The sequence below is a fragment of the Acidovorax sp. Leaf191 genome, from assembly GCF_001424425.1.
Classification (GTDB): domain Bacteria; phylum Pseudomonadota; class Gammaproteobacteria; order Burkholderiales; family Burkholderiaceae_C; genus Acidovorax.
This window is the reverse complement of the sequence record NZ_LMPT01000018.1, coordinates 211,447-230,044: the sequence shown is the minus strand read 5'-3', so window position 1 is coordinate 230,044 and position 18,598 is coordinate 211,447. Positions and strand designations below refer to the sequence as shown.

The following is an 18,598-nucleotide window of genomic DNA, read 5'->3' as shown; positions in this document are numbered from 1 at the left end:
CATGCATGCACTGTTTGAAGAAGCCGGCAAATTCATTGCCGGCCGTATCCTGTCGGAGGCCGATACATCGGCCCAGGTCGAACTCGACTCCGGCAAGCGGGTCAAGGTCAAGGCCGCCAACATCCTCCTGAAGTTCGAAAAACCCGCCCCGGCGGAACTCATCGCCCAGGCGCAGGCCGTGGCCGAGTCCATCGAACTGGACCTGGCCTGGGAGTTCGCGCCCGAAGACGAGTTCGGCTTTGCCGACCTGGCGCGGGACTACTTCTCCGAGAACGCCACCCTGGTCCAGCAGGCCGGCGCCCTGTTCCGCCTGTACGACGCACCGCACTACTTCCGCCGCGCGGGCAAGGGCCGCTTCAAGAAAGCATCGGCCGAGATCCTGCAGCAGGCGCTGGCCGCCATCGAGAAGAAAAAAGCCCTGCTTGCGCAGATCGACGAGTGGGCCGCAGCGCTCGGGCGCGGTGAGTGCCCCCAGCCCATCCGCGACCAGCTCTACAAGATTCTGTTCAAGCCGGACAAGAACGCGCCCGAATACAAGGCCGTGGTGGACGCCAGCCGCGCCACGCACACCGCGCCGCTCGACCTGCTGCAAAAGGCCGGCGCCATCGACTCGGCCTACCAGTTCCACTGGAAGCGCTTTCTGTTCGAGAACTTCCCCAAGGGCACGGGCTTTCCGGCCGTCACGGCGCCCGTCATTGCCGACGAGCTGCCGCTGTCCACCGCGCAGGCGTACTCCATCGACGACTCGCAGACCACCGAAATCGACGATGCGCTGTCGGTGCAGGGCCTGGGCACGGGCACCGTGGTGCTGGGCATCCACATCGCCGCGCCGGGCCTGGCGATCCAGCCGGGCAGCGCCATCGACCAGTTGGGCCGCGCGCGCCTGTCCACGGTGTACATGCCGGGCTACAAGATCACCATGCTGCCCGACGACGTAGTGCAGACCTACACGCTGGACGAGGGCCGCGCCAACCCGGCCGTGTCGCTGTACGTGACCATCGACGAAGCCACGCTGGAGTTCAAGGGTTCTGAAACCAAACTGGAGCGCGTGCACGTCGTCGCCAACCTGCGCCACGACCAGCTCGACGCGGTGGTGACGGAAGAATGGCTGTCCAACCCCGCGTTCGAGCACCAAAACGACCCGCAGCGCTTGTCTGACCTGCGCCCCCAGCTATCATTTTTGCACCGCTTGGCCAAGGACCTCAAGGCCCGCCGCGAAGTCGTGCGCGGCAAGCCCGAGAACTTCAACCGGCCGGACTACAACTTCCGCCTGGTCGGCAACAACGGCGCCGAGCCCACGGGCGACGAGCAGGTGCAGATCAGCGTGCGCCAGCGCGGCGCGCCGCTCGACCTGATCGTGGCCGAGGCCATGATCGTGGCCAACAGCACCTGGGGCAGCTGGATGGCCGAGCTGGGCGTGCCCGGCATCTACCGCAGCCAGGCCAGCATGGCGCCCGGCGTGAAGGTGCGCATGGGCACCAAGGCGTTGCCGCACGCGGGCATCGGCGTCAAAGCGTATTCGTGGGCCACCTCGCCCCTGCGCCGCTACACCGACCTGGTCAACCAATGGCAGATCATTGCCTGCGCCCGCCACGGCAAGACCGCGGCGCTGGCCGCGCCCTTCAAGCCCAAGGACGCCGACCTGTTCTCCATCATCAGCAGCTTCGATGCCGCCTACAGCGCCTACAACGGCTACCAGGGCGGCATGGAGCGCTTCTGGACGCTCAAGTACGTGGAGCAGAACGGCATCACCGAGCTGAATGCCACCGTCTTCAAGGAAGGTCCGGGCGGCAGCTTTTTGGTGCGGGCGGACGACATTCCGCTGGTCTTCCCGGTGCTGGGCGCGCAGAACCTGCCGCGCGGCGCGCGCCTGAAAGTCAAGCTGGGCGAGGCGGACGAGATCACCCTCGACATCCACGGCACCGTGATCGAGCGCCTGGACGACCCGGCCGATAGCAGCGACGACGGCCCGGTGGAGGACGCCGAGGAAGACGACGACGCCGTGGCCGGCCCGATCGCCATCGCGGTGGATGTGAACGAGGCCCCCGCCGAAGCCGCTGCGGCAGCCGCGGCTTCCTGACCGCCTGCAACAGCTACCGACAGCCCCGTAACACCCCCTGATAATTGCCGGCGATGAAACTCCCCGCATTCCTTCGCACCTTCAGCACGCTGCAGCTGGCGCTGGGCGTGTCCATCGCCGTGCACGCTGCGCTGATCTCGGTGCGCTTCATCGACCCCGAGGGCTTCAACCGCGTGTTCCAGGACACTCCGCTCGAAGTCATCCTGGTCAATGCCAAGTCGAACGAACGCCCCGACAAGGCCCAGGCGATCGCCCAGTCCAACCTGGCAGGCGGCGGCGATGCCGAGAAGGGGCGGGCCACCAGCCCCCTGCCCTACTCGGCCCTCACCGCCATCGGGGACGACTTCGAGGAAGCGCAGCGCAAGATGGACGCGATGCAGGAGCAGCAGTCGCAACTGCTGGCCCAGTTGCGCAAACAGCTGGCCACCCTGCCCGAGCCCGACCCGCGCAAACCCAGCCAGAGCGCCGAGCAGGTGGCCGAGCAGGAAAAGCGCCGCCAGCTCGTCAAGCTGCTGGCCGAGATCGAAAAGCGCATCAACGAAGAAAACTCGCGCCCCAAGAAGCGCTACATCAGCCCCGCCACGCGCGAGGAGGCCTACGCCATCTACTACGACGGCCTGCGCCGCAAGGTGGAAGACAAGGGCACCGAGAACTTCCCCGAACAGGGCGGCAAGAAGCTGTACGGCGAGCTCACCATGATCGTCACCGTCAACCACGACGGCCGCGTGCTTGACACCGAGATCGTGCAAAGCTCGGGCAACGCCACCCTGGACCGCCGCGCCGAGGCCATCGCCCGCGCCGCCGGACCCTTTGGCACCTTCGACGCCGACATGCGCAAGAAAGCCGACCAGATCGCCATGGTGGCGCGCTTCAAGTTCACCCGGGACCAGACGCTGGAGACGAGTGTGAGGTAGCTCCCCCTGAGTCGCCTGCGGCGCCTTCCCCCCGGAGGGACGCTGCCAGCGGCCTGGCAAAGCCAGTTCCGCGGCAGCCCTCGCCCGGCACCGCCCCCTGCATGCAGCCCCCGTTGTTGTTGTTCCCATGACCTCTTCGTCTTTCCCCGCTGATCTGTACTGCGTGATGGGCAACCCGGTAGCGCACAGCCGCTCGCCGGCCATCCACGCCCGCTTTGCCGAACTGACGGGCGAGCCCATCGCCTACGAGCGCCGCCTGGTGCCCATGGACGGCTTCGCCCAAGGGGTGCGCGAGTTCGCGGCCCAGGGCGGGCGCGGCTGCAATGTCACCGTGCCGTTCAAGATCGACGCGCCGGGCCTGGCCACCGAATCCAGCGCACGCGTGCAACTGGCAGGTGCGGCCAATACGCTCACCTTCCGCGCGGACGGCAGCATCTACGCGGACAACACCGACGGCCTGGGCCTGGTGGCGGACATCACCCGCAACGCCGGCGTGTCGCTGGCCGGGCGCGATGTGCTGCTGGTGGGCGCGGGCGGCGCCGCGGCCGGCGTGCTGGGCCCGCTGCTGCTGGCGGGCGTGCGGCACATCACCGTGGCCAACCGCACCCTGGAGAAAGCCCAGGCGCTGGTGCAATCGCACAGCGCGCTGGCAACGCTACAAAAATCAGAGCTGGTAGCGCTTACCCCGCAAGCGGTAGAGGCCGATTTTGATGTGATCATCAACGCCACGGCCACCAGCCTGGCCGGCGCGGGCGTACCCGTGGCGGCGCGCGTGCTGCGCCCTGGCAGCCTGGCCTACGACATGATGTACGGCCCCGCCGCGCAGGGGTTCCTCGACTGGGCCCGCCAGCACGGCGCCACGCCGCGCGACGGGCTGGGCATGCTGGTGGAGCAGGCGGCCGAGGCGTTCCTGCTGTGGCGCGGCGTGCGCCCGCCGTCGGCGCAGGTGCTGCAAGAAATGCAGCAGGCCGTTTGAGCAACGGGTCGGCATGAAGCCCCTCGAACCATTCACGCTGAGCGTGTCTGAGCGCCGGGCAAGGCGTCGACCCACTCAGCCCGAACGGTTTTGCAAGGGCAGGCCCATCCATCCACAACACCCAACACAGAGAAAAACGCTCCAATGAAAGCCGTGCTGCGCTGGCTGGGACTGGTGGTGCTCGCGTTCGTGGCGCTGCAACTGTTCTTCGTGGTCCGCATCGCGGCCATGACCGTGATCGACCCGGAATCCACCAGCTTCCAGCGCTCGGAAGCCTGGGCCCAGCTGTCCAGCACCGGCCATGTCCGCTGGCGCCAGGAATGGGTGCCGTATGCCGGCATCTCCGACACCCTCAAGCGCGCCGTGATCGCATCGGAAGACGACGGCTTCGTCAGCCATGACGGCGTGGACTGGAACGCCATCGAAAAAGCCTGGGAGCGCAATGCCAAGGCCGAAGCGCAGGCGAGCAAGGCCCAGGCCCGCGCGCCAGACCGCCCGCAGCGCGCGCCCAAGATCCGCGGCGGCTCCACCATCACGCAGCAACTGGCCAAGAACCTGCTGTTGTCGGGCGAGCGCACGCTGCTGCGCAAAGGCCAGGAGTTCGTGCTCACGCTGCTGCTGGAGCAACTGCTCTCCAAGCAGCGCATCCTGGAGATCTACCTCAACAGCGTGGAATGGGGCGAAGGCGTGTTCGGCGCCGAGGCGGCCGCGCAGCATTACTTTCGCAAAAGCGCGAGCAAACTCAGCGCCGGCGAAGCCGCCCGCCTGGCCGTGATGCTGCCGGCCCCCAAGCGCTTTGAAAAAGCGCCAGGCTCGGCCTACCTGGCCGGGCGCACCCGCACGATCATGGCGCGGATGGGGAGTGCGGAGCTGCCGTGAACATGGCGCCCGCGCGCCGCTGCAACGGCTGGCCGCACATCACCCCGCCAGATCGATCTGACGCCGCTGCACCAGCCGCAGCACCACCGGCACATCAGGCCGCAGCGTCACGTGCAGCTGGGGCGCACACGCCACCGCAGGCTCGGGCTGATGCAGCGTGTAGCGCTGCAGCAGCATCGCCGCCAGCAGCGTCATCTCCAGCATCGCAAAGTGCTGCCCGATGCACACGCGCGGGCCCACGCCGAAGGGGATCCACGCGCCCTTCTCGATGGGTGCCGCCCCCTCCAGAAACCGCCCGGGCACGAACCGGTCGGCCTGTGCGAACCAGCGCTCGTCCCGGTGCAGCACCCACGGGGTGATGCGCAGCATGGCGCCCCGCGGCACGGCCACGCCGCCCAGCGTGATGGGAGCGGTGGTGCGGCGGGTCATCAACGCAGCCACAGGCGGGTACAGGCGCAGCGCTTCCTTCAGGGTGGCGGTCAGCCAGGGCAATTGCGCCATGTGCTCGGGCCCCGGCGTGCCGCCTTGCAGCACGGTGTCCACCTCGGCCTGCGCGCGCCGGGCGGCCTCGGGGTGCTCGGCCATCAGGCGGCTCCACCACAGCAAGGCAGTGGCGCTGGTCTCGTGGCCCGCCTGAAAACTCACCATGCACTGGTCGAACACCTCCTGCGGCGATAGCGGCTCGCCGGTGGTCTCGTCGTGCAGTGCCAGCAGCATGTGCAGCAGGTCGGCGCGCTCGGGCGCTGGCGGGCCTTGCGGCGCGCCTTTTTCTTGTCGGCGGACATCGATGTGCCGCTGCACCAGGCCGCGCAGGGCCTTCAGCGCGCGGCGCTTGGCGGCCTTGCCGGGCAGGGGCAGCCAGTCGGGCAGCGTGAACGGCATGAACATTTCGCGGAACGCGGCGGCCGACAAGGTCTGCGTGGCCCAGGCCGCATCGCGCGCATCGGCCTGCGCCGATTCGCTGAACAGGGTGCGCAGGATCACGTCCATGGCCACATCGGTCCAAAGCGTGTCCATGGTCACCAGGGCCTCGGACTGGCCTGCGGGCACGGCCGCGTCGAGCGCGGTCTGCGCCGCGTCGGTCATGAGCTGCGCGTAGCCCGCCACGCGCCGGGGGCTGAAGGCCGGCATCAGCATGCGCCGCTGGCGCTGCCAGGTGTCGCCTTCGGTCACCAGCACGCTCTGGCCGAACACCTGCTCGAACACGGCGATGCCACGCTCCCAGCGGATGAGCGAGTCGGCGTGGGTGACCAGCGCCTCGCGCACCAGCGCGGGCGACATCAGGTCCCAGGCGTCTTCATTGACGATGCGCATGCGGGTCAGATCGCCGTGGTCGCGCTGCAGGCGCTGCACGAAGCCCAGATAGTCCGCTCGCATGGCACGCAGCAGGGGCAGGCCCCACCATCGGTGGGGCGGGCCACCGGCTTTCAACGTGGGCGCGCTGGACGCTGGAGCCGCCAAAGAGGCCGAAGATGCACCAGGCAGGGGGGTGTGGACGGACGTGGTTGGGATCATGCCGCCGATGGTGCGGGGCGATCGCGCGGCGGTCTTGAACGAATTCGACATCCGCACTGGCCTACACTCGCCGCGCATGGCCACCCTGGTTTCCTCTGACGCACGCCAGCCCGACGGGCTGATCCCTTCGGGCCAGCTCTGGCTGGCACGCCCCACGCTCGCGGCCTGCCTGCGCGGCACCATCGTGCGCAGCACGGTGGGCCATGTGCTCAGCGACGAGGACCGCATCAACCGCTTTCCGGCCACGCCGCTGTGCAGCCTGAGCTGGTGGTTTGCCGGCCGCAGCGAACACCTGGTGCCCCAGCGGCCCGACACCATGGCCGACCTGAACAGCCCGCGCGAGGCCTACCCCGGCCGCTGGGTGCTGGCAGGCCCGCAAACCCGCCCCAGCAGCAGCCATTGCGCCGGGCCCACCCACGCGATGATGGTGATGTTCATGCCCGATGCGCTGCACCAGCTCACCGGCCTGGAGCCGCAGGCGCTGACCGACCGCATGGTGGACGCGCAGACCCTGTTGCCGCCGGAGTGGATCGCGATGTGCGAGGCCGTGCAGCGCCAGGCCGACGACGCTGCCCGCCTGGAGTGCCTGGAAGACTTCCTGGAGCCCCGCTGGCAGGCCTGCCGCCCCACGCAACCGCTGCACACGCAACGCTACGGCGACTGGGCCGCGCACCTGGCGCAGCGCGCGGCCATGTCCGCCCCGGGCCGCAGCCTGCGCCAGCTGGAGCGGCGCATCAAGCGCTGGGCCGGGCTGCCGCTGCGCGAGCTGCGCGGCTTCGGCAAGGCGGAGCAGGCGTTCTTCGACACCATCGCGGCCGACACCGCAGGCGAGTCGGTGAAGTGGGCCGACGTGGCCGCAGGGGCGGGGTTTTCAGACCAGTCGCACCTGTGCCGCGTGACGCGGCGCATCACCGGGTATGCGCCGCAGGCGCTTTACGAGGGCATCCACCGAGAAGAGGCTTTCTGGGTGTACAGGATCTGGGTGTAGCGGCGGTTGGTACTGGATGGGCAGGTCGCAGCTGTCTATTGCTCGTCTGTGCAGCAAACGCCATGCTGCAGGGTGATCACGGTCCTGGTTTGTCGAGTTCTGCATCTGTCTGCGCTCGTTTTTTTATCTGTTGCAATTTGCCCCCATCGCGCAGCCCGGTCTGTACACGCCGCGGGTCTGGCATTCCAATCGGCGACACATCCAAAAACGCCATGCAATTTCCGATTGTTCAAAAACTCAAACTGATAGTTTTGTGCTTGTTGGCAGAAGGCATTTACTACATCCTGGCGCTCGTCCCCGTCGTGCCATTCACGCTGCTCAGCGCCATCTTTTATCCGCCCACCACTGCGCTGATGATCGGCGCCACGCTTTTTCTGGTGGTCGTGTGGGCGATCCAGCCAGACCCTATCGACGACCGGGATGCGATGGCCGTCGCGCCGGGCAGCGTGCTGCAACAGTGGGTCCACGCGCTGTCGGCGGCCGTGGACGGGGGCAGGATTCACCGCATCGTGTTGACCGACGAGGTCAACGCTTCGGCCTACGTATCGCCCGGGTTCATGGGGCTGGGCGCGCGCCGAACCCTCCGCATCGGACTGCCCCTGCTGCAGTGCCTCTCCAGCCATGAAGTCAAGGCTGTGGTGGCGCATGAGCTCGGGCACTTTTCACGGCAGCACAATCGGGCGGGCCACTGGGTCTACCGCGTCAGGTACAAGTGGGGCATTTATCTGCTGGCACACAGGTCCGATGCGGACGGGTTCATCCAGTCGGCGCAAAAGCTCGTGGCCCGCTGGTTCATTCCGTATTTTCTGCACCAGTCTTCTGCCTGGTCACACCAGTGCGAATACGAAGCCGACGCCTGCGCCCAGCGTGCGGGCCTGGCCGGCAGCCTGATCGACGCGCTGGTGAAGGTGGAGCTGCACCAGCACATCGAGCAGCATGTGATGCAGCAGGACTGGGTGCAATGGAAGCTCCAGTCGGACTCCCCGCCCCCGAACATCCTGGAGACCACCCTCGAACACATACAGCGCTACGCCGCGCCGGCCTTCGCCCCGATGCTGGCGGCGGCCCAGGCGCGCCCCACACGCCTGTACGACACCCACCCCCGCCTCCAACAGCGCGCAGACCACCTTTGCGTCACCATCGAGCCGCCGCAATGGCATGGCGTCTGCGCGGGTGCCGAAGCCTTTCCGAACGACTGGGCGTCCATCTTTCAAGCGCACCAGGCGGCATGGGTGGGCAAGCACCGGGATGCGTGGTACTTCGCGCATTACCGCTTGCGCTGGCTGCAAGCCCAGGCCGATGCCCACCCGAACGACGTGGCACTGCAGGCCGTTGCCATGGCGTCACTGTCCACATCCACCACGGCAGTGGACGCGCTGAGGGCACTGGTGGCAGACCATCCTGCCAACGCTTACCTGAACTATGAACTCGGCTGTGCCTTGCTCGACAGCGACGATGAGGACGGCGTCGACTATCTGCAGGCCGCCGTCCGGCTGAACAAGAAGATGGCGGTGCCAGCGCTGCGAAGGATCTCCGAGCACCGCTTGCAACGCGACTGCGCGCAAGCCATCGAACGGTCCATCCGAAAACTGGATGCCGCGTTGCGCTGGACAGACGCCTTCTTCGATCGGGACCTCTGGAGCCGGTTCGCCAACGAACCGCTGGAGCCTCTGCCGGCCGCGGCCCGGGGGCTGTTCCGCGATGCGGTCCGCGCAAACCCACGGATAGACGGATGCTGGGTGGGTAGCCTTCAATCCAGGCCCATCGACGGGCACCAGTTCAAAATCAATCTGGTCGTGTTCCGCATGGATGGGTCGGGTGAACTCTCGCCCCACCATACCGAAGACCGCATGAAAGCGCACATGGCTCACCTGCTGGAGACGGTGACCAGGCCCGATGAACTCACCTGCGTGAAAGCGGTGTTCTACACCGAGCCGTTGAACCCCCGGCTCCTGCAGAACATCAACAAATACCCAGAGGTGTGCATTGCGCAACCTCTGGGCGCCTTGAACCAGAACGTGATCAGAATCGACGTGCTCTGAACGTGCTTTGATACAGGCCGAGCCGGTGGCTCGCGTGTAGCAACGCCTGCAGCCAGCGCGCCGATTCCGAAGCGCCTCACCCCATGATCGCGCCCTTGACCATGCTCATCACCCCGATCGCAGGGTCGACGGCCTTGAACACGCCCACGGCGCCGGTCACGGCATCTTTGGTGCGGCCGGCATCGGTGAGCGCGCTTTCGTGCAGTTCGGTGGCCGAGGCCGTATCTTTGCCGTCCAGCGAGCGGATCAACGCGGACGCCACCAGCCCGCCGTCCGGATCGAGTTCCGTGCGGCCACCGGATGGTTCCTTCAAGGCCATCACATCCCCGCGAACCTCGTCCAAACTCTCTTGCAGCAGTTCGCGGTCCATGTCGTCCGTCAACAACCCGCCGACGGTGGAAGCCACAGCCACCGCTGTGCCGACCGACGACGCCACCTTGCCGGCCAGGTCGTACGCCGTGGGCAGGCCCGACATCCCTGCGCTGACGACGACCGAAGCCACTGCCAGGCCCACGCCCACCGTGATGCCCGTCCATTTGGCGGCCGTGGCGGCCGTCTCCGGGCTGATGCCGCCGCGCGTGAGCACGCCGTGCACCACGTTGGCCACGATGCTGTTGCCCATGGGCAGCTTTTCGTACGGCGGCGGCCTGTGGTCGGCAATGGCTTCCATGTTGCGCATGTTGCGGTAGGCGCAGACGGCGTCGCCGGTGGAGACCGCGAAGTTCACGCAGGCCAGCGCCAGCAGCGGCGTGGCGCCGCCGAACGATATCGCCGTGAGGCCCACGGCCACACCCACCGCCACCGCCGAAAGCGCCACGCCCAGCGCCTTTTTCCAGAACGATGTCTTGGCGACATCCACGCCCTCTTGCCGGGCCTGCAGCAGCTTGTCGCCAGCCGCCAGCAGCTTGGTCTTGGCAGCGTCTGCCCGCGAAGGTGTCGAGGTCGTCGCGCCTTCGCGGACGGGCTCGGAGGCTACCGAGCGCACACGGTCTGCCTGCCCCGCCGTCACATCGCTGCGCGGTGGCGGGGGCAGCGTCAGGGACACGGGTGCCTGCGTCGCAGCCGCCTGTGCCGTGCTGGCGGTTTGCTGCGCGGGCCCGCTGCCCGTGGTCGAGAACAGATTGGCCGGCCGGCCCATTCCTACGCCGATGGGGGAGCTCATGCTGCACCTCCGGTCAGGCTGGACAGGCGGGCTTGTGCGTGGGCGCGCACCAGGTGGTGCTCGGGGCTCAGGTAACTCAACTGGATGCAGGCGCGGAACGCTTCTTCGGCTTCCTGGGCGTTGCCCATCGCTTCCATGCATTCACCCAGGCGCAGGATGCAGCCCGCATTGGTGGCGTCCATCAGCAGCGCCTGTGCGTAGTGCTGTGCGGCCGCCTCATGGTGCCCCAGCATCTGCAAGGCCAGCGCATACGCGAACTGAAAGCGCGGCTCCCAGGCGTCGTGCGTCACCAGCAGGAGCAGGTCTTCCACCGCGTCCTGCGCGCGGCCCTCGGCCAGGTGCTCGTAGGCCACGGCATAGAGCGCCTCCAGGTCATCGTCGGACATCCCCTTGACCGAGGCCAGGGTGACTCCATGGTTGACGAAAGCATCGGCGATGCCTTCCGGGGTGCTGAGGTCGACGTGGTTTGCGTCGGATGTGGGGTTCATGGTGGTGCTCCTGCCTGGTCAATCCAGTGACCACTGAGTAACAGGCGGACGCCGGGAGTTCCTCACCCGGCGACTTCTTTGCGTGCAGCCCCCATCCAGCAGCGCCCCGCCCTGCCGTGCGCACCCCGCCCCGTATGATCCCGCCCATGCTTGCCAAGTTGATGAGTCTTCTCCTGCTGGGGATCGTGCGGTTTCTGACCGGTTCCCAGGCCCGCTGGTATGGCTGCCCGCCCAAGGCCGAGCAGCGCATCTATTTCGCCAACCACCAGAGCCACGCCGACATGGTGCTGATCTGGGCCGCGCTGCCCGAGGAGCTGCGCAGCATCACCCGCCCCATCGCGGCCAAGGACTACTGGACCAAGACGCCGTTTCGCCAGTGGATCACCACGGCCGTGTTCAACGCGGTGTATGTGGACCGGCAGGCCACGCCCGCGCGCCCGCCCGCTGCGGCGGCCCCGATGGCTCCTGTGGCTACCGACGCCCCGGGCGTGACCGATGCCGCGGCCACGGCACCGTCAGACGCAGACACCGCGATGGCCGGCGGCCCCGACCCGTCGCCCGAAGCCCCACCCCGCGCGCCCACCCCAGAGGAGCTGCGCGCGGCCTTGCCTGAATCGGACCCGCTGGCACCGCTGGTGCGTGCGCTGGAGAGCGGCGACTCGATCGTGATCTTTCCGGAAGGCACGCGCGGCCACGGTGATGAGCCGCAGCCGTTCAAGTCGGGCCTCTTCAAGCTGGCGCAGATGTTCCCGCAGGTGGTGCTGGTGCCCGCCTGGATCAACAACGTGCAGCGCGTCATGCCCAAGGGCGAAGTGGTGCCGGTGCCCATCCTGTGTTCGGTGACGTTCGGCGCGCCGATTGCGCTCGAATCCGGCGAAGAACGCCGCCCCTTCCTCGACCGCGCACGCCGCGCGGTGATCGCCCTGCGGGAAGTTTGACCACCATGAACGACTTCCTTCGCAATCTCACCGCCACGCAGCAGATCGGGGCGCTGTTCCTGGCCGTGTTCGGCATTCTTTCGATCGTCACCGTGTGGGCCTTTGTGCGCAATCTGCGCGAACATGCCAGCGACGACCCGCAGGCCGAAGCCCGCGTCGTGGAGGCCAAGCGCTTCTGGGGGCTGCTCAAGACGTCCTGGATGATGGCCACGGTGTTCTGGGTGGGCTGGGTGCTGGGCGAGACCGTGGCGACGGTGCTGTTCGCCATCGTGGCGTTCTTTGCGCTGCGCGAGTTCATCACACTGTCGCCCACGCGGCGGGGCGACCACCGCAGCCTGGTGCTGGCGTTCTTCGTGGTGCTGCCGCTGCAGTTCTGGATCGTGGGCAGCAAGCACTTCGATTTGTTCACCGTGTTCATCCCTGTCTACGTGTTCTTGGCGATCCCCGTGGTGAGCGCGCTGGCCAACGACCCGCAGCGCTTTCTGGAGCGCAATGCCAAGCTGCAGTGGGGCATCATGGTCTGCGTGTACGGCATGAGCCACGTGCCCGCGCTGCTGCTGCTCGACTTTCCGGGCTACAAGGACAAGGGTGCGTTCCTCGTGTTCTTCCTGGTCTTCGTGGTGCAGACCTGCATGGTCGTGCAGCACCTGCTGGGCCGCCGCTTTCCGCACAGGCCCGTGGCGCCCCAGGTGAGCCAGAGCTTTCAATGGACCAGCTGGCTCGCCGGCGTGGCGGTCGGCGGGCTGATGGGCGGGCTGCTGACCTTCATCACCCCCTTCAAGCCCGGCCAGGCACTGGGCATGGCGCTGCTGGCCTGCGTGGCGGGCAGCCTGGGGCACCTGGTGATGAAGGCCCTGAAGCGCGACCGCGGCATCACGAGCTGGGGCATGCAGGGCATGTCGGTCACCGGCGCGGGCGGCCTGCTTGACCGGGTGGATGCGCTGTGTTTTGCGGCACCGATGTTCTTCCACTCCGTGCGCTGGTACTTCGGTTTATAAGAAAAAAGCCTTCTACCGCTTGATAGACAGGCGCCAGAAGCTACAAAAATAATAGCAAAACAATAGCAATGCGAATTCTAGGCATCGACCCTGGCCTTCAAACCACCGGCTTCGGCGTGGTGGACATGGACGGCCACAAGCTCAGCTACGTGGCCAGCGGGACCATCCGCACCACCACGCTGGCGCTGGGGGACCTGCCCGGCCGCCTGAAGATCTTGTTCGACGGCATCACCGAGGTGGCGGCCCGCTACGAGCCCGACGTGGCCTCGGTCGAGATCGTGTTCGTCAACGTCAACCCCCAGTCCACCCTGCTGCTGGGCCAGGCGCGCGGCGCGTGCATCACGGCCCTGGTGGCCAGCAACCTGCCGGTGGCCGAGTACACCGCGCTTCAAATGAAAAAAGCCGTGGTAGGCCACGGCCGCGCGGCCAAGAGCCAGGTGCAGGAGATGGTGCGCCGGTTACTGCAGTTGCCCGGCCTGCCGGGTACCGATGCAGCGGATGGCCTGGGCATGGCCATCACCCATGCGCATGCGGGGGCCGCCATGGGCCGGCTGGGTGAGGCGGCCACGCTGAATCGGCGGCAGCATGCGATGTACAAGGGGGGGCGGAGTTATTGAGGGTCGGGCCCATGTCAGGCCCGCAGGCACGTCGGTCGACACCGGTCGCCCGCAGCGCCGCTCATCCGCAGTAGCCGAACTGGCTCGTCGGCTTGTACCCTGCAATGCGTGGTCAGGAAAACACGTCGCGCGTAAAAATCAATGGCACTGCACAAATTTGTGCGACGAACCCGCAGCCGCTTCGCGGCCGACACGCCGTGCCAGCACCAAAAGCTCTGGATCTGCAGGAAAGCTTGCTCCGGTGCCAGGCCAATAGAAGCCGCGAGGTCCAGAACACAAAGTTAGTATCTGGGGCTTGCTGTCAATGACTGCCGATTCGCCACGCTCTCCCCACACCTCGTACCGGACCTGCCGAACAGCATTGCCGCGAAACGTTTCTAGCACGCGTGCGTGATAGACAGTGCGTTCTTCGGTGTATTCATCTTGACCCGCTGATGCGCCTTTCTTCGGGCGCACAGGCTCGATATCAACGCGGGTATGAATGACAAGTGCTGAATAGGGTGTCTGTGCGACAGCCCTCTCCAGCGGCTCCTTGAGGGACGGGGCGGCCTCATTGGCATGGGGCAGAGGAACCTGGGCCCATACCACCGGAGCCGCAATGCCCGCCCCGAGAAGCAGCATCCAACATAACCTCAAACTCTTGCGCCGCATCACGACTCCCTTCCAGCATTTCCCGCAGTCCCTTGATAGACAGGCAGCGAGGTCCCAGCCCCGGCTCCCAGGGGGAACACAAAAGCGTCCCACACAGTCGCAGGATACTTTTTGATGTTCACCTCGTTGTCTTGATTGCCGCCCAGAACATAGTAGTCCTTGCCATCGCGGCTCTGTCCCACGGCGAATGCTACGTGCCCACCACCAGTCCGGCTTTTCACACAAATGGCGCCATAAACAGGTGCTTTGAGCGCAGTACCAAATTTAGCCCACTCCAAGGCTCGGTAAGCATCCCTGGGTGGTGCGTAGCCATGCTTAGCCATGACCCACGCAACAAACGATCCGCACCACGCGTCCAGTTTTCCTGAATCATCTTTGGCCCAGTGCTTGGAAGCCTTGTGGTACTCCATGATCCGCGGATTGGCCTTTGAGCCAACTACCTCCTTCTGCCCGATTTCACTTTCGGCAGTCGCAATCCAAGGTGCCCCCAAGTCTGCACTAGTAGGTGCCGGATTGGTCAATGCAACCTTTGTATGCAGGGTGTTTTCCGCGTCTGCCCGACACATGAGCTCCGTCATCGTCTTGCTGCCGGGCCGAATCAAACCATCCGGACGCGACATACCTATGCTGCGTTGAAAGGCCTGAATCTTGAAAATGGTCCGCGCCCCAGGCGAGCCGTCAGCAACCAATTGCTGCGCTCCTGGCATATCGATCTCGTTGAGCAGCCGCTGCACGATCATGGTGTCGTTCAGGGAATTGCGGCCGCCTTGGCCAACGGTGTCCGTGATCATCGGGTTTCCTATGCCTTCGCCGGCTGTCCAAGTTTTTAGAGATTATTTGCTGCGCACAGGCTGTCATGAACAGCTGATGAGCTCGCGGCGAAGGATAGCGACGGAAGCCCTGATTTACAGTCGGGTAGACGTCTGCAGATGTAAGAACTGTGTGCCGATGCGCAATTCGCAAACGCGCTTGTCCTACTCCATCACACGCAAGACAAAAACACTCTGCGTGAGACTGAAATCCGCAGCGGCGCTTGACGCGCGATAGCGGACAGCCATCCAAAGATGCGCATTAAAAAACTGCGCGGGGAGCCATCTGCCAGAGTGCAATTTTTTAATACGCAGCCGAATTGACGCTCAAGCTCTTTGTATGGGCAACCGGATATGGGGCAAGGCGTTCACCGCCCCAAACCCCGCTTGAGCTCCTTGAGCAACAACAACACCTGGTTCGACGCATGCCGGCAGCTGCTGTTGAGCAACTGCACCGCTTTTTGCCGCTCCCCCGCCTGGAACAGCGTCACGACATCGGCCGCCTGCTGGTGAAAGTACTTGTGCCGCGCGACCAGCATCGCGAACGCCGGAAAATGCCCCAGGCGTACCTTGCCGGTGCCGTAGAGCCAGCGGCCCAGGTCGCAGCGGTCGTCCTGGCAGATGCGCTCGGGGCGCATGACCTCTTGCGAGCGGCCGTTGACCATGTCCTGCAGTTGCAGGCGCCACCGCTCGTGGCTGGCGATGGCGGCGTCGATGTCGATCTCGGTCATCAGCATCGATGCGTACTCGGCATCCAGCACCAGTTCGCTGCCGTTTTCCTCCAGGGCCCAGGTGGTGTCGGGGCTGGTGGGATCTTGTTCCTTGATCTTGAACAGGCGGCTGAAAAAACCCATGCTAATTACCGGTAAAAGCCTCGTGCACGGGGCCGAAAATCGTCCCGCCAGAAATGCCTTGAAACATTTTGTGTCGCTTGCGCATTTTTGGCTATCAAAAAATTGCGCCGTGCCTGTTCGGCCCGAAGGCAACCCTTCTGGCGCAGCCGGCTCTGGTGACCCTGCCGGCACAAATACCTTGCGCGCAAGACAATAGGTGCATGACTTCCACTGCACCCCGTTCCGCCCTGTCCATGCTCGACCTGGTTGCCGTCCGCGAAGGCGGCACGGTGGCCGAGGCGCTGCAGATCGCCCTGCGCACCGCACAACATGCTGAAAAGCTGGGCTTTGCCCGCTACTGGCTGGCGGAGCACCACAACATGTCGGGCATCGCCAGCTCGGCCACAGCGGTGCTGGTGGGCCACATCGCGGGCGGCACGTCGCGCATTCGCGTGGGCTCGGGCGGGGTGATGCTGCCCAACCACGCGCCGCTGGTGGTGGCCGAGGCCTTCGGCACGCTGGCCGAGCTGTACCCGGGCCGCATCGACCTGGGCCTGGGCCGCGCGCCGGGCACCGACCCCGCCACCATGCGCGCGCTGCGCCGCAGCCGGGTGGAGACGGCCGACGACTTTCCGCAGGACGTGGCCGAGCTGCAGCGCCTGCTGGCGCCCGAGGTGCCAGGCCAGCGGCTGATCGCCATGCCGGGTGCGGGCACCAATGTGCCCATCTGGCTGCTGGGCTCGAGCCTGTTCTCGGCGCAGCTGGCGGCCGAGCGCGGCCTGCCCTATGCCTTCGCATCGCACTTTGCGCCGCGGCTGTTGCACCAGGCCATCGACCTGTACCGCAACCTGTACCGCCCGTCTGCCGCCTGGCCCAAGCCGTACCTGGCCATCGGCGTGCCGCTGATCGCCGCGCCCACCGACGACGAGGCCGAGTACCTGGCCAGCAGCACCTACCAGCGCGTACTGGGCATCCTGACGGGCGACCGCCGCCGCCTGCTGCCGCCCGTCGAGAACTTCGCCGCCCGCCTGCAGCCGCAGGAGCGCGCGGCGATTGGCGACTTCCTGGCGGCAGCCGTCATCGGCGGGCCCGAGACCGTGCGCGCGGGCCTGGCGCAACTGGCCGAATCCACGCAGGCCGACGAGTTCATGCTGGTGAGCGACCTGTACGACCCGGCCCTGCGGCTGCGCTCGCTGGAGATTGCGGCGCAGGCGCATGCGGCCCTGGCACTGCCGGCCGGCGGCCCGGCCGTCACGGCATGAGGCCGTGCGCCCGGCGATGCACCGGCATCAGCGCCAGGGGTCACGCCAGGGGCCGCAGGTAGCGGCTACCATCTCGGGCTACCGACTGATGCGCCGGTGAACACGCCCTGACATGGGCTGCCGGCGCACCGACTGCTTCCACACGCCCCAAGCCCACGCCGCATGCCCGCTTTTTCCTTTGAAGCCCTGGACGCCCAGGGCCAGACCCGCAAGGGCCTCATGGAGGCCGACACCGCCAAGGCCGCGCGCGGCCTGCTGCGGGCCCAGGCGCTGGTGCCGCTGGTGGTGGAGATGGTGCAGACCGGCCAGTCCACCCATGGCGGCGCGCCCGGTCTGGGCCAGCGCCTGTTCACGCGGCCGGTGTTCGGCGCCACGGCGCTGTCGATCTGGACGCGGCAGCTCGCGGGGCTGGTGTCCTCGGGCCTGCCGCTGGAGCGTGCGCTCACGGCCCTGTCCGAAGAGGCCGAGGACGAGCGCCAGCGCCATCTGGTGGCGGCGCTGCGGGCCGAGGTCAATGCCGGCTCCAGTTTTGCGCGCGCGCTGTCGCAGCACCGGCGCGAGTTCTCGGACATCTACTGCGCCGTCATCGGCGCGGGCGAGCACAGCGGCAACCTGGGCATGGTGCTGGAGCGGCTGGCCGACGACCTCGAAGAGCGCCAAGCGCTCAAGGCCAAGTTGATGGGCGCGGCGCTCTACCCCGCCATCGTGACCATCGTGGCCATCGTGATCGTGCTGTTCCTCGTGGGCTACGTGGTGCCGCAGGTGGCCAGCGTGTTTGCAGGCACCAAGCGCGCGCTGCCCTTCCTCACGGTCGCCATGCTGGGCATCAGCGCCTTCGTGCGCAACTACGGCTGGGCCCTGCTGCTGGCCGTGGTGTTGCTGGCCCTTGGCGGGCGCTGGGCGCTGACCATCGGCTCGGTGCGCGAAAGGTTCGACGCCGCGTGGCTCAACCTGCCGCTGGTCGGCAAGCTGGCCCGCGGCTACAACGCGGCGCGGTTTGCCGGCACGCTGGCCATGCTGTCGGGGGCCGGGGTGCCCATCCTCAAGGCGCTGCAGGCGGCTGCCGAGACGCTGAGCAACCAGGCGCTGCGCGCCGACGCACTCGATGCGCTGGTGCTGGTGCGCGAAGGCGCGCCGCTGGCCTCGGCCCTGGCGCAGAAAAAGCGCTTTCCGGGCCTGCTGTCGATGTTCGCGCGGCTGGGCGAGCAGACCGGCCAGTTGCCGGTGATGCTGCAGCGCGCAGCACGCCAGCTGTCCACCGAGGTGCAGCGCCGCGCCATGGCACTGGCCACCATCCTGGAGCCGCTGCTCATCGTGGGCATGGGCCTCATCGTCATGATGATCGTGCTGGCCGTGCTGCTGCCCATCATCCAGCTCAACCAGTTCGTGAAATGAAGCACGGGTTCATGAAGCACCCCTTGAGCCGCTTGGCGCTGCCACAGTCTG

At 66.7% G+C, this 18,598-nt stretch carries 17 protein-coding genes; 11 read left to right on the top strand and 6 right to left on the bottom strand.

Features of this window, described 5'->3' with window-relative positions:
* Window position 1 precedes the first annotated feature (1 nt).
* The 4 genes from ASG27_RS12730 (at window position 2) to mtgA (ending at window position 4,849) form a co-directional block, all read left to right on the top strand.
* Complete coding sequence (locus ASG27_RS12730) at window positions 2–2,080, top strand: ribonuclease catalytic domain-containing protein (protein WP_056417591.1); 2,079 nt, start codon at window positions 2–4, stop codon at window positions 2,078–2,080.
* 53 nt (window positions 2,081–2,133) lie between these two features.
* Entirely contained in the window at window positions 2,134–2,994 is an 861-nt protein-coding gene (locus ASG27_RS12725) for a TonB family protein (RefSeq protein WP_056417588.1), read from the top strand.
* Between the two features lie 127 nt (window positions 2,995–3,121).
* Window positions 3,122–3,970, top strand: a complete 849-nt coding sequence (aroE, locus tag ASG27_RS12720) for a shikimate dehydrogenase (protein WP_056417585.1) — start codon at window positions 3,122–3,124, stop codon at window positions 3,968–3,970.
* A 144-nt stretch (window positions 3,971–4,114) separates the two neighbouring features.
* Window positions 4,115–4,849: a monofunctional biosynthetic peptidoglycan transglycosylase gene (gene mtgA / locus ASG27_RS12715; RefSeq protein WP_056417582.1), complete on the top strand. Its 735-nt coding sequence runs from the start codon at window positions 4,115–4,117 to the stop codon at window positions 4,847–4,849.
* Between the two features lie 39 nt (window positions 4,850–4,888).
* Here the strand turns inward: mtgA and ASG27_RS12710 are convergent, their stop codons facing one another.
* The gene (locus ASG27_RS12710) at window positions 4,889–6,364 is read right to left on the bottom strand and encodes a cytochrome P450 (protein ID WP_082485975.1); all 1,476 of its coding nucleotides are present in this window, start codon (window positions 6,362–6,364) and stop codon (window positions 4,889–4,891) included.
* A gap of 76 nt (window positions 6,365–6,440) precedes the next feature.
* On the opposite strand from ASG27_RS12710, the gene ASG27_RS12705 reads away from it, so the two are divergent.
* Window positions 6,441–7,352, top strand: coding sequence for an AraC family transcriptional regulator (locus tag ASG27_RS12705; protein ID WP_235504035.1), 912 nt, complete (start codon window positions 6,441–6,443; stop codon window positions 7,350–7,352).
* 212 nt (window positions 7,353–7,564) lie between these two features.
* Entirely contained in the window at window positions 7,565–9,394 is a 1,830-nt protein-coding gene (locus ASG27_RS12700) for a M48 family metallopeptidase (protein ID WP_162240448.1), read from the top strand.
* A 76-nt stretch (window positions 9,395–9,470) separates the two neighbouring features.
* Here the strand turns inward: ASG27_RS12700 and ASG27_RS12695 are convergent, their stop codons facing one another.
* Entirely contained in the window at window positions 9,471–10,556 is a 1,086-nt protein-coding gene (locus ASG27_RS12695; RefSeq protein ID WP_156370727.1) for a hypothetical protein, read from the bottom strand.
* Window positions 10,553–11,044, bottom strand: coding sequence for a tetratricopeptide repeat protein (locus ASG27_RS12690; RefSeq protein ID WP_056417575.1), 492 nt, complete (start codon window positions 11,042–11,044; stop codon window positions 10,553–10,555). Before ASG27_RS12690 ends, ASG27_RS12695 begins: the two co-directional genes overlap by 4 nt.
* A gap of 146 nt (window positions 11,045–11,190) precedes the next feature.
* Here ASG27_RS12690 and ASG27_RS12685 point away from each other — a divergent pair, with 146 nt between their 5' ends.
* The 3 genes from ASG27_RS12685 to ruvC all read left to right on the top strand — a co-directional run bounded on the left by ASG27_RS12685 (window position 11,191) and on the right by ruvC (window position 13,597).
* Window positions 11,191–11,982 carry a lysophospholipid acyltransferase family protein gene (locus ASG27_RS12685; protein WP_056418302.1) on the top strand — a complete coding sequence of 264 codons (792 nt, stop codon included), beginning with the start codon at window positions 11,191–11,193 and terminating at the stop codon, window positions 11,980–11,982.
* A gap of 5 nt (window positions 11,983–11,987) precedes the next feature.
* Window positions 11,988–12,980, top strand: a complete 993-nt coding sequence (locus ASG27_RS12680; protein ID WP_056418300.1) for a phosphatidate cytidylyltransferase — start codon at window positions 11,988–11,990, stop codon at window positions 12,978–12,980.
* A 68-nt stretch (window positions 12,981–13,048) separates the two neighbouring features.
* A complete protein-coding gene (gene ruvC, locus ASG27_RS12675) occupies window positions 13,049–13,597 on the top strand; it encodes a crossover junction endodeoxyribonuclease RuvC (protein ID WP_056417572.1) in 549 nt (182 codons plus the stop codon).
* 138 nt (window positions 13,598–13,735) lie between these two features.
* On the opposite strand, the gene ASG27_RS27585 is transcribed toward ruvC, so the two are convergent.
* From ASG27_RS27585 to ASG27_RS12670, 3 genes are all read right to left on the bottom strand, one after another.
* Entirely contained in the window at window positions 13,736–14,248 is a 513-nt protein-coding gene (locus ASG27_RS27585; RefSeq protein WP_156370725.1) for a hypothetical protein, read from the bottom strand.
* On the bottom strand, window positions 14,248–15,039 hold the full coding sequence (locus tag ASG27_RS25980) for an NlpC/P60 family protein (RefSeq protein WP_082485973.1): 792 nt from the start codon (window positions 15,037–15,039) through the stop codon (window positions 14,248–14,250). Before ASG27_RS25980 ends, ASG27_RS27585 begins: the two co-directional genes overlap by 1 nt.
* 386 nt (window positions 15,040–15,425) lie before the next feature.
* A complete protein-coding gene (locus tag ASG27_RS12670) occupies window positions 15,426–15,911 on the bottom strand; it encodes a CZB domain-containing protein (RefSeq protein WP_056417569.1) in 486 nt (161 codons plus the stop codon).
* A gap of 200 nt (window positions 15,912–16,111) precedes the next feature.
* Here ASG27_RS12670 and ASG27_RS12665 point away from each other — a divergent pair, with 200 nt between their 5' ends.
* Window positions 16,112–17,152: an LLM class flavin-dependent oxidoreductase gene (locus tag ASG27_RS12665; RefSeq protein WP_056417566.1), complete on the top strand. Its 1,041-nt coding sequence runs from the start codon at window positions 16,112–16,114 to the stop codon at window positions 17,150–17,152.
* A 162-nt stretch (window positions 17,153–17,314) separates the two neighbouring features.
* The gene (gene gspF, locus ASG27_RS12660) at window positions 17,315–18,547 is read left to right on the top strand and encodes a type II secretion system inner membrane protein GspF (protein ID WP_056417563.1); all 1,233 of its coding nucleotides are present in this window, start codon (window positions 17,315–17,317) and stop codon (window positions 18,545–18,547) included.
* Window positions 18,548–18,598 lie beyond the last annotated feature (51 nt).

Bases quoted from the DNA above. Each gene is read 5' to 3' on its own strand.
- ASG27_RS12730 (WP_056417591.1), top strand. From the start codon at position 2: ATGCATGCACTGTTTGAAGAAGCCGGCAAATTCATTGCCGGCCGTATC.
- ASG27_RS12725 (WP_056417588.1), top strand. From the start codon at position 2,134: ATGAAACTCCCCGCATTCCTTCGCACCTTCAGCACGCTGCAGCTGGCG.
- aroE (WP_056417585.1), top strand. From the start codon at position 3,122: ATGACCTCTTCGTCTTTCCCCGCTGATCTGTACTGCGTGATGGGCAAC.
- mtgA (WP_056417582.1), top strand. From the start codon at position 4,115: ATGAAAGCCGTGCTGCGCTGGCTGGGACTGGTGGTGCTCGCGTTCGTG.
- ASG27_RS12710 (WP_082485975.1), bottom strand. From the start codon at position 6,364: ATGATCCCAACCACGTCCGTCCACACCCCCCTGCCTGGTGCATCTTCG.
- ASG27_RS12705 (WP_235504035.1), top strand. From the start codon at position 6,441: ATGGCCACCCTGGTTTCCTCTGACGCACGCCAGCCCGACGGGCTGATC.
- ASG27_RS12700 (WP_162240448.1), top strand. From the start codon at position 7,565: ATGCAATTTCCGATTGTTCAAAAACTCAAACTGATAGTTTTGTGCTTG.
- ASG27_RS12695 (WP_156370727.1), bottom strand. From the start codon at position 10,556: ATGAGCTCCCCCATCGGCGTAGGAATGGGCCGGCCGGCCAATCTGTTC.
- ASG27_RS12690 (WP_056417575.1), bottom strand. From the start codon at position 11,044: ATGAACCCCACATCCGACGCAAACCACGTCGACCTCAGCACCCCGGAA.
- ASG27_RS12685 (WP_056418302.1), top strand. From the start codon at position 11,191: ATGCTTGCCAAGTTGATGAGTCTTCTCCTGCTGGGGATCGTGCGGTTT.
- ASG27_RS12680 (WP_056418300.1), top strand. From the start codon at position 11,988: ATGAACGACTTCCTTCGCAATCTCACCGCCACGCAGCAGATCGGGGCG.
- ruvC (WP_056417572.1), top strand. From the start codon at position 13,049: ATGCGAATTCTAGGCATCGACCCTGGCCTTCAAACCACCGGCTTCGGC.
- ASG27_RS27585 (WP_156370725.1), bottom strand. From the start codon at position 14,248: ATGCGGCGCAAGAGTTTGAGGTTATGTTGGATGCTGCTTCTCGGGGCG.
- ASG27_RS25980 (WP_082485973.1), bottom strand. From the start codon at position 15,039: ATGATCACGGACACCGTTGGCCAAGGCGGCCGCAATTCCCTGAACGAC.
- ASG27_RS12670 (WP_056417569.1), bottom strand. From the start codon at position 15,911: ATGGGTTTTTTCAGCCGCCTGTTCAAGATCAAGGAACAAGATCCCACC.
- ASG27_RS12665 (WP_056417566.1), top strand. From the start codon at position 16,112: ATGACTTCCACTGCACCCCGTTCCGCCCTGTCCATGCTCGACCTGGTT.
- gspF (WP_056417563.1), top strand. From the start codon at position 17,315: ATGCCCGCTTTTTCCTTTGAAGCCCTGGACGCCCAGGGCCAGACCCGC.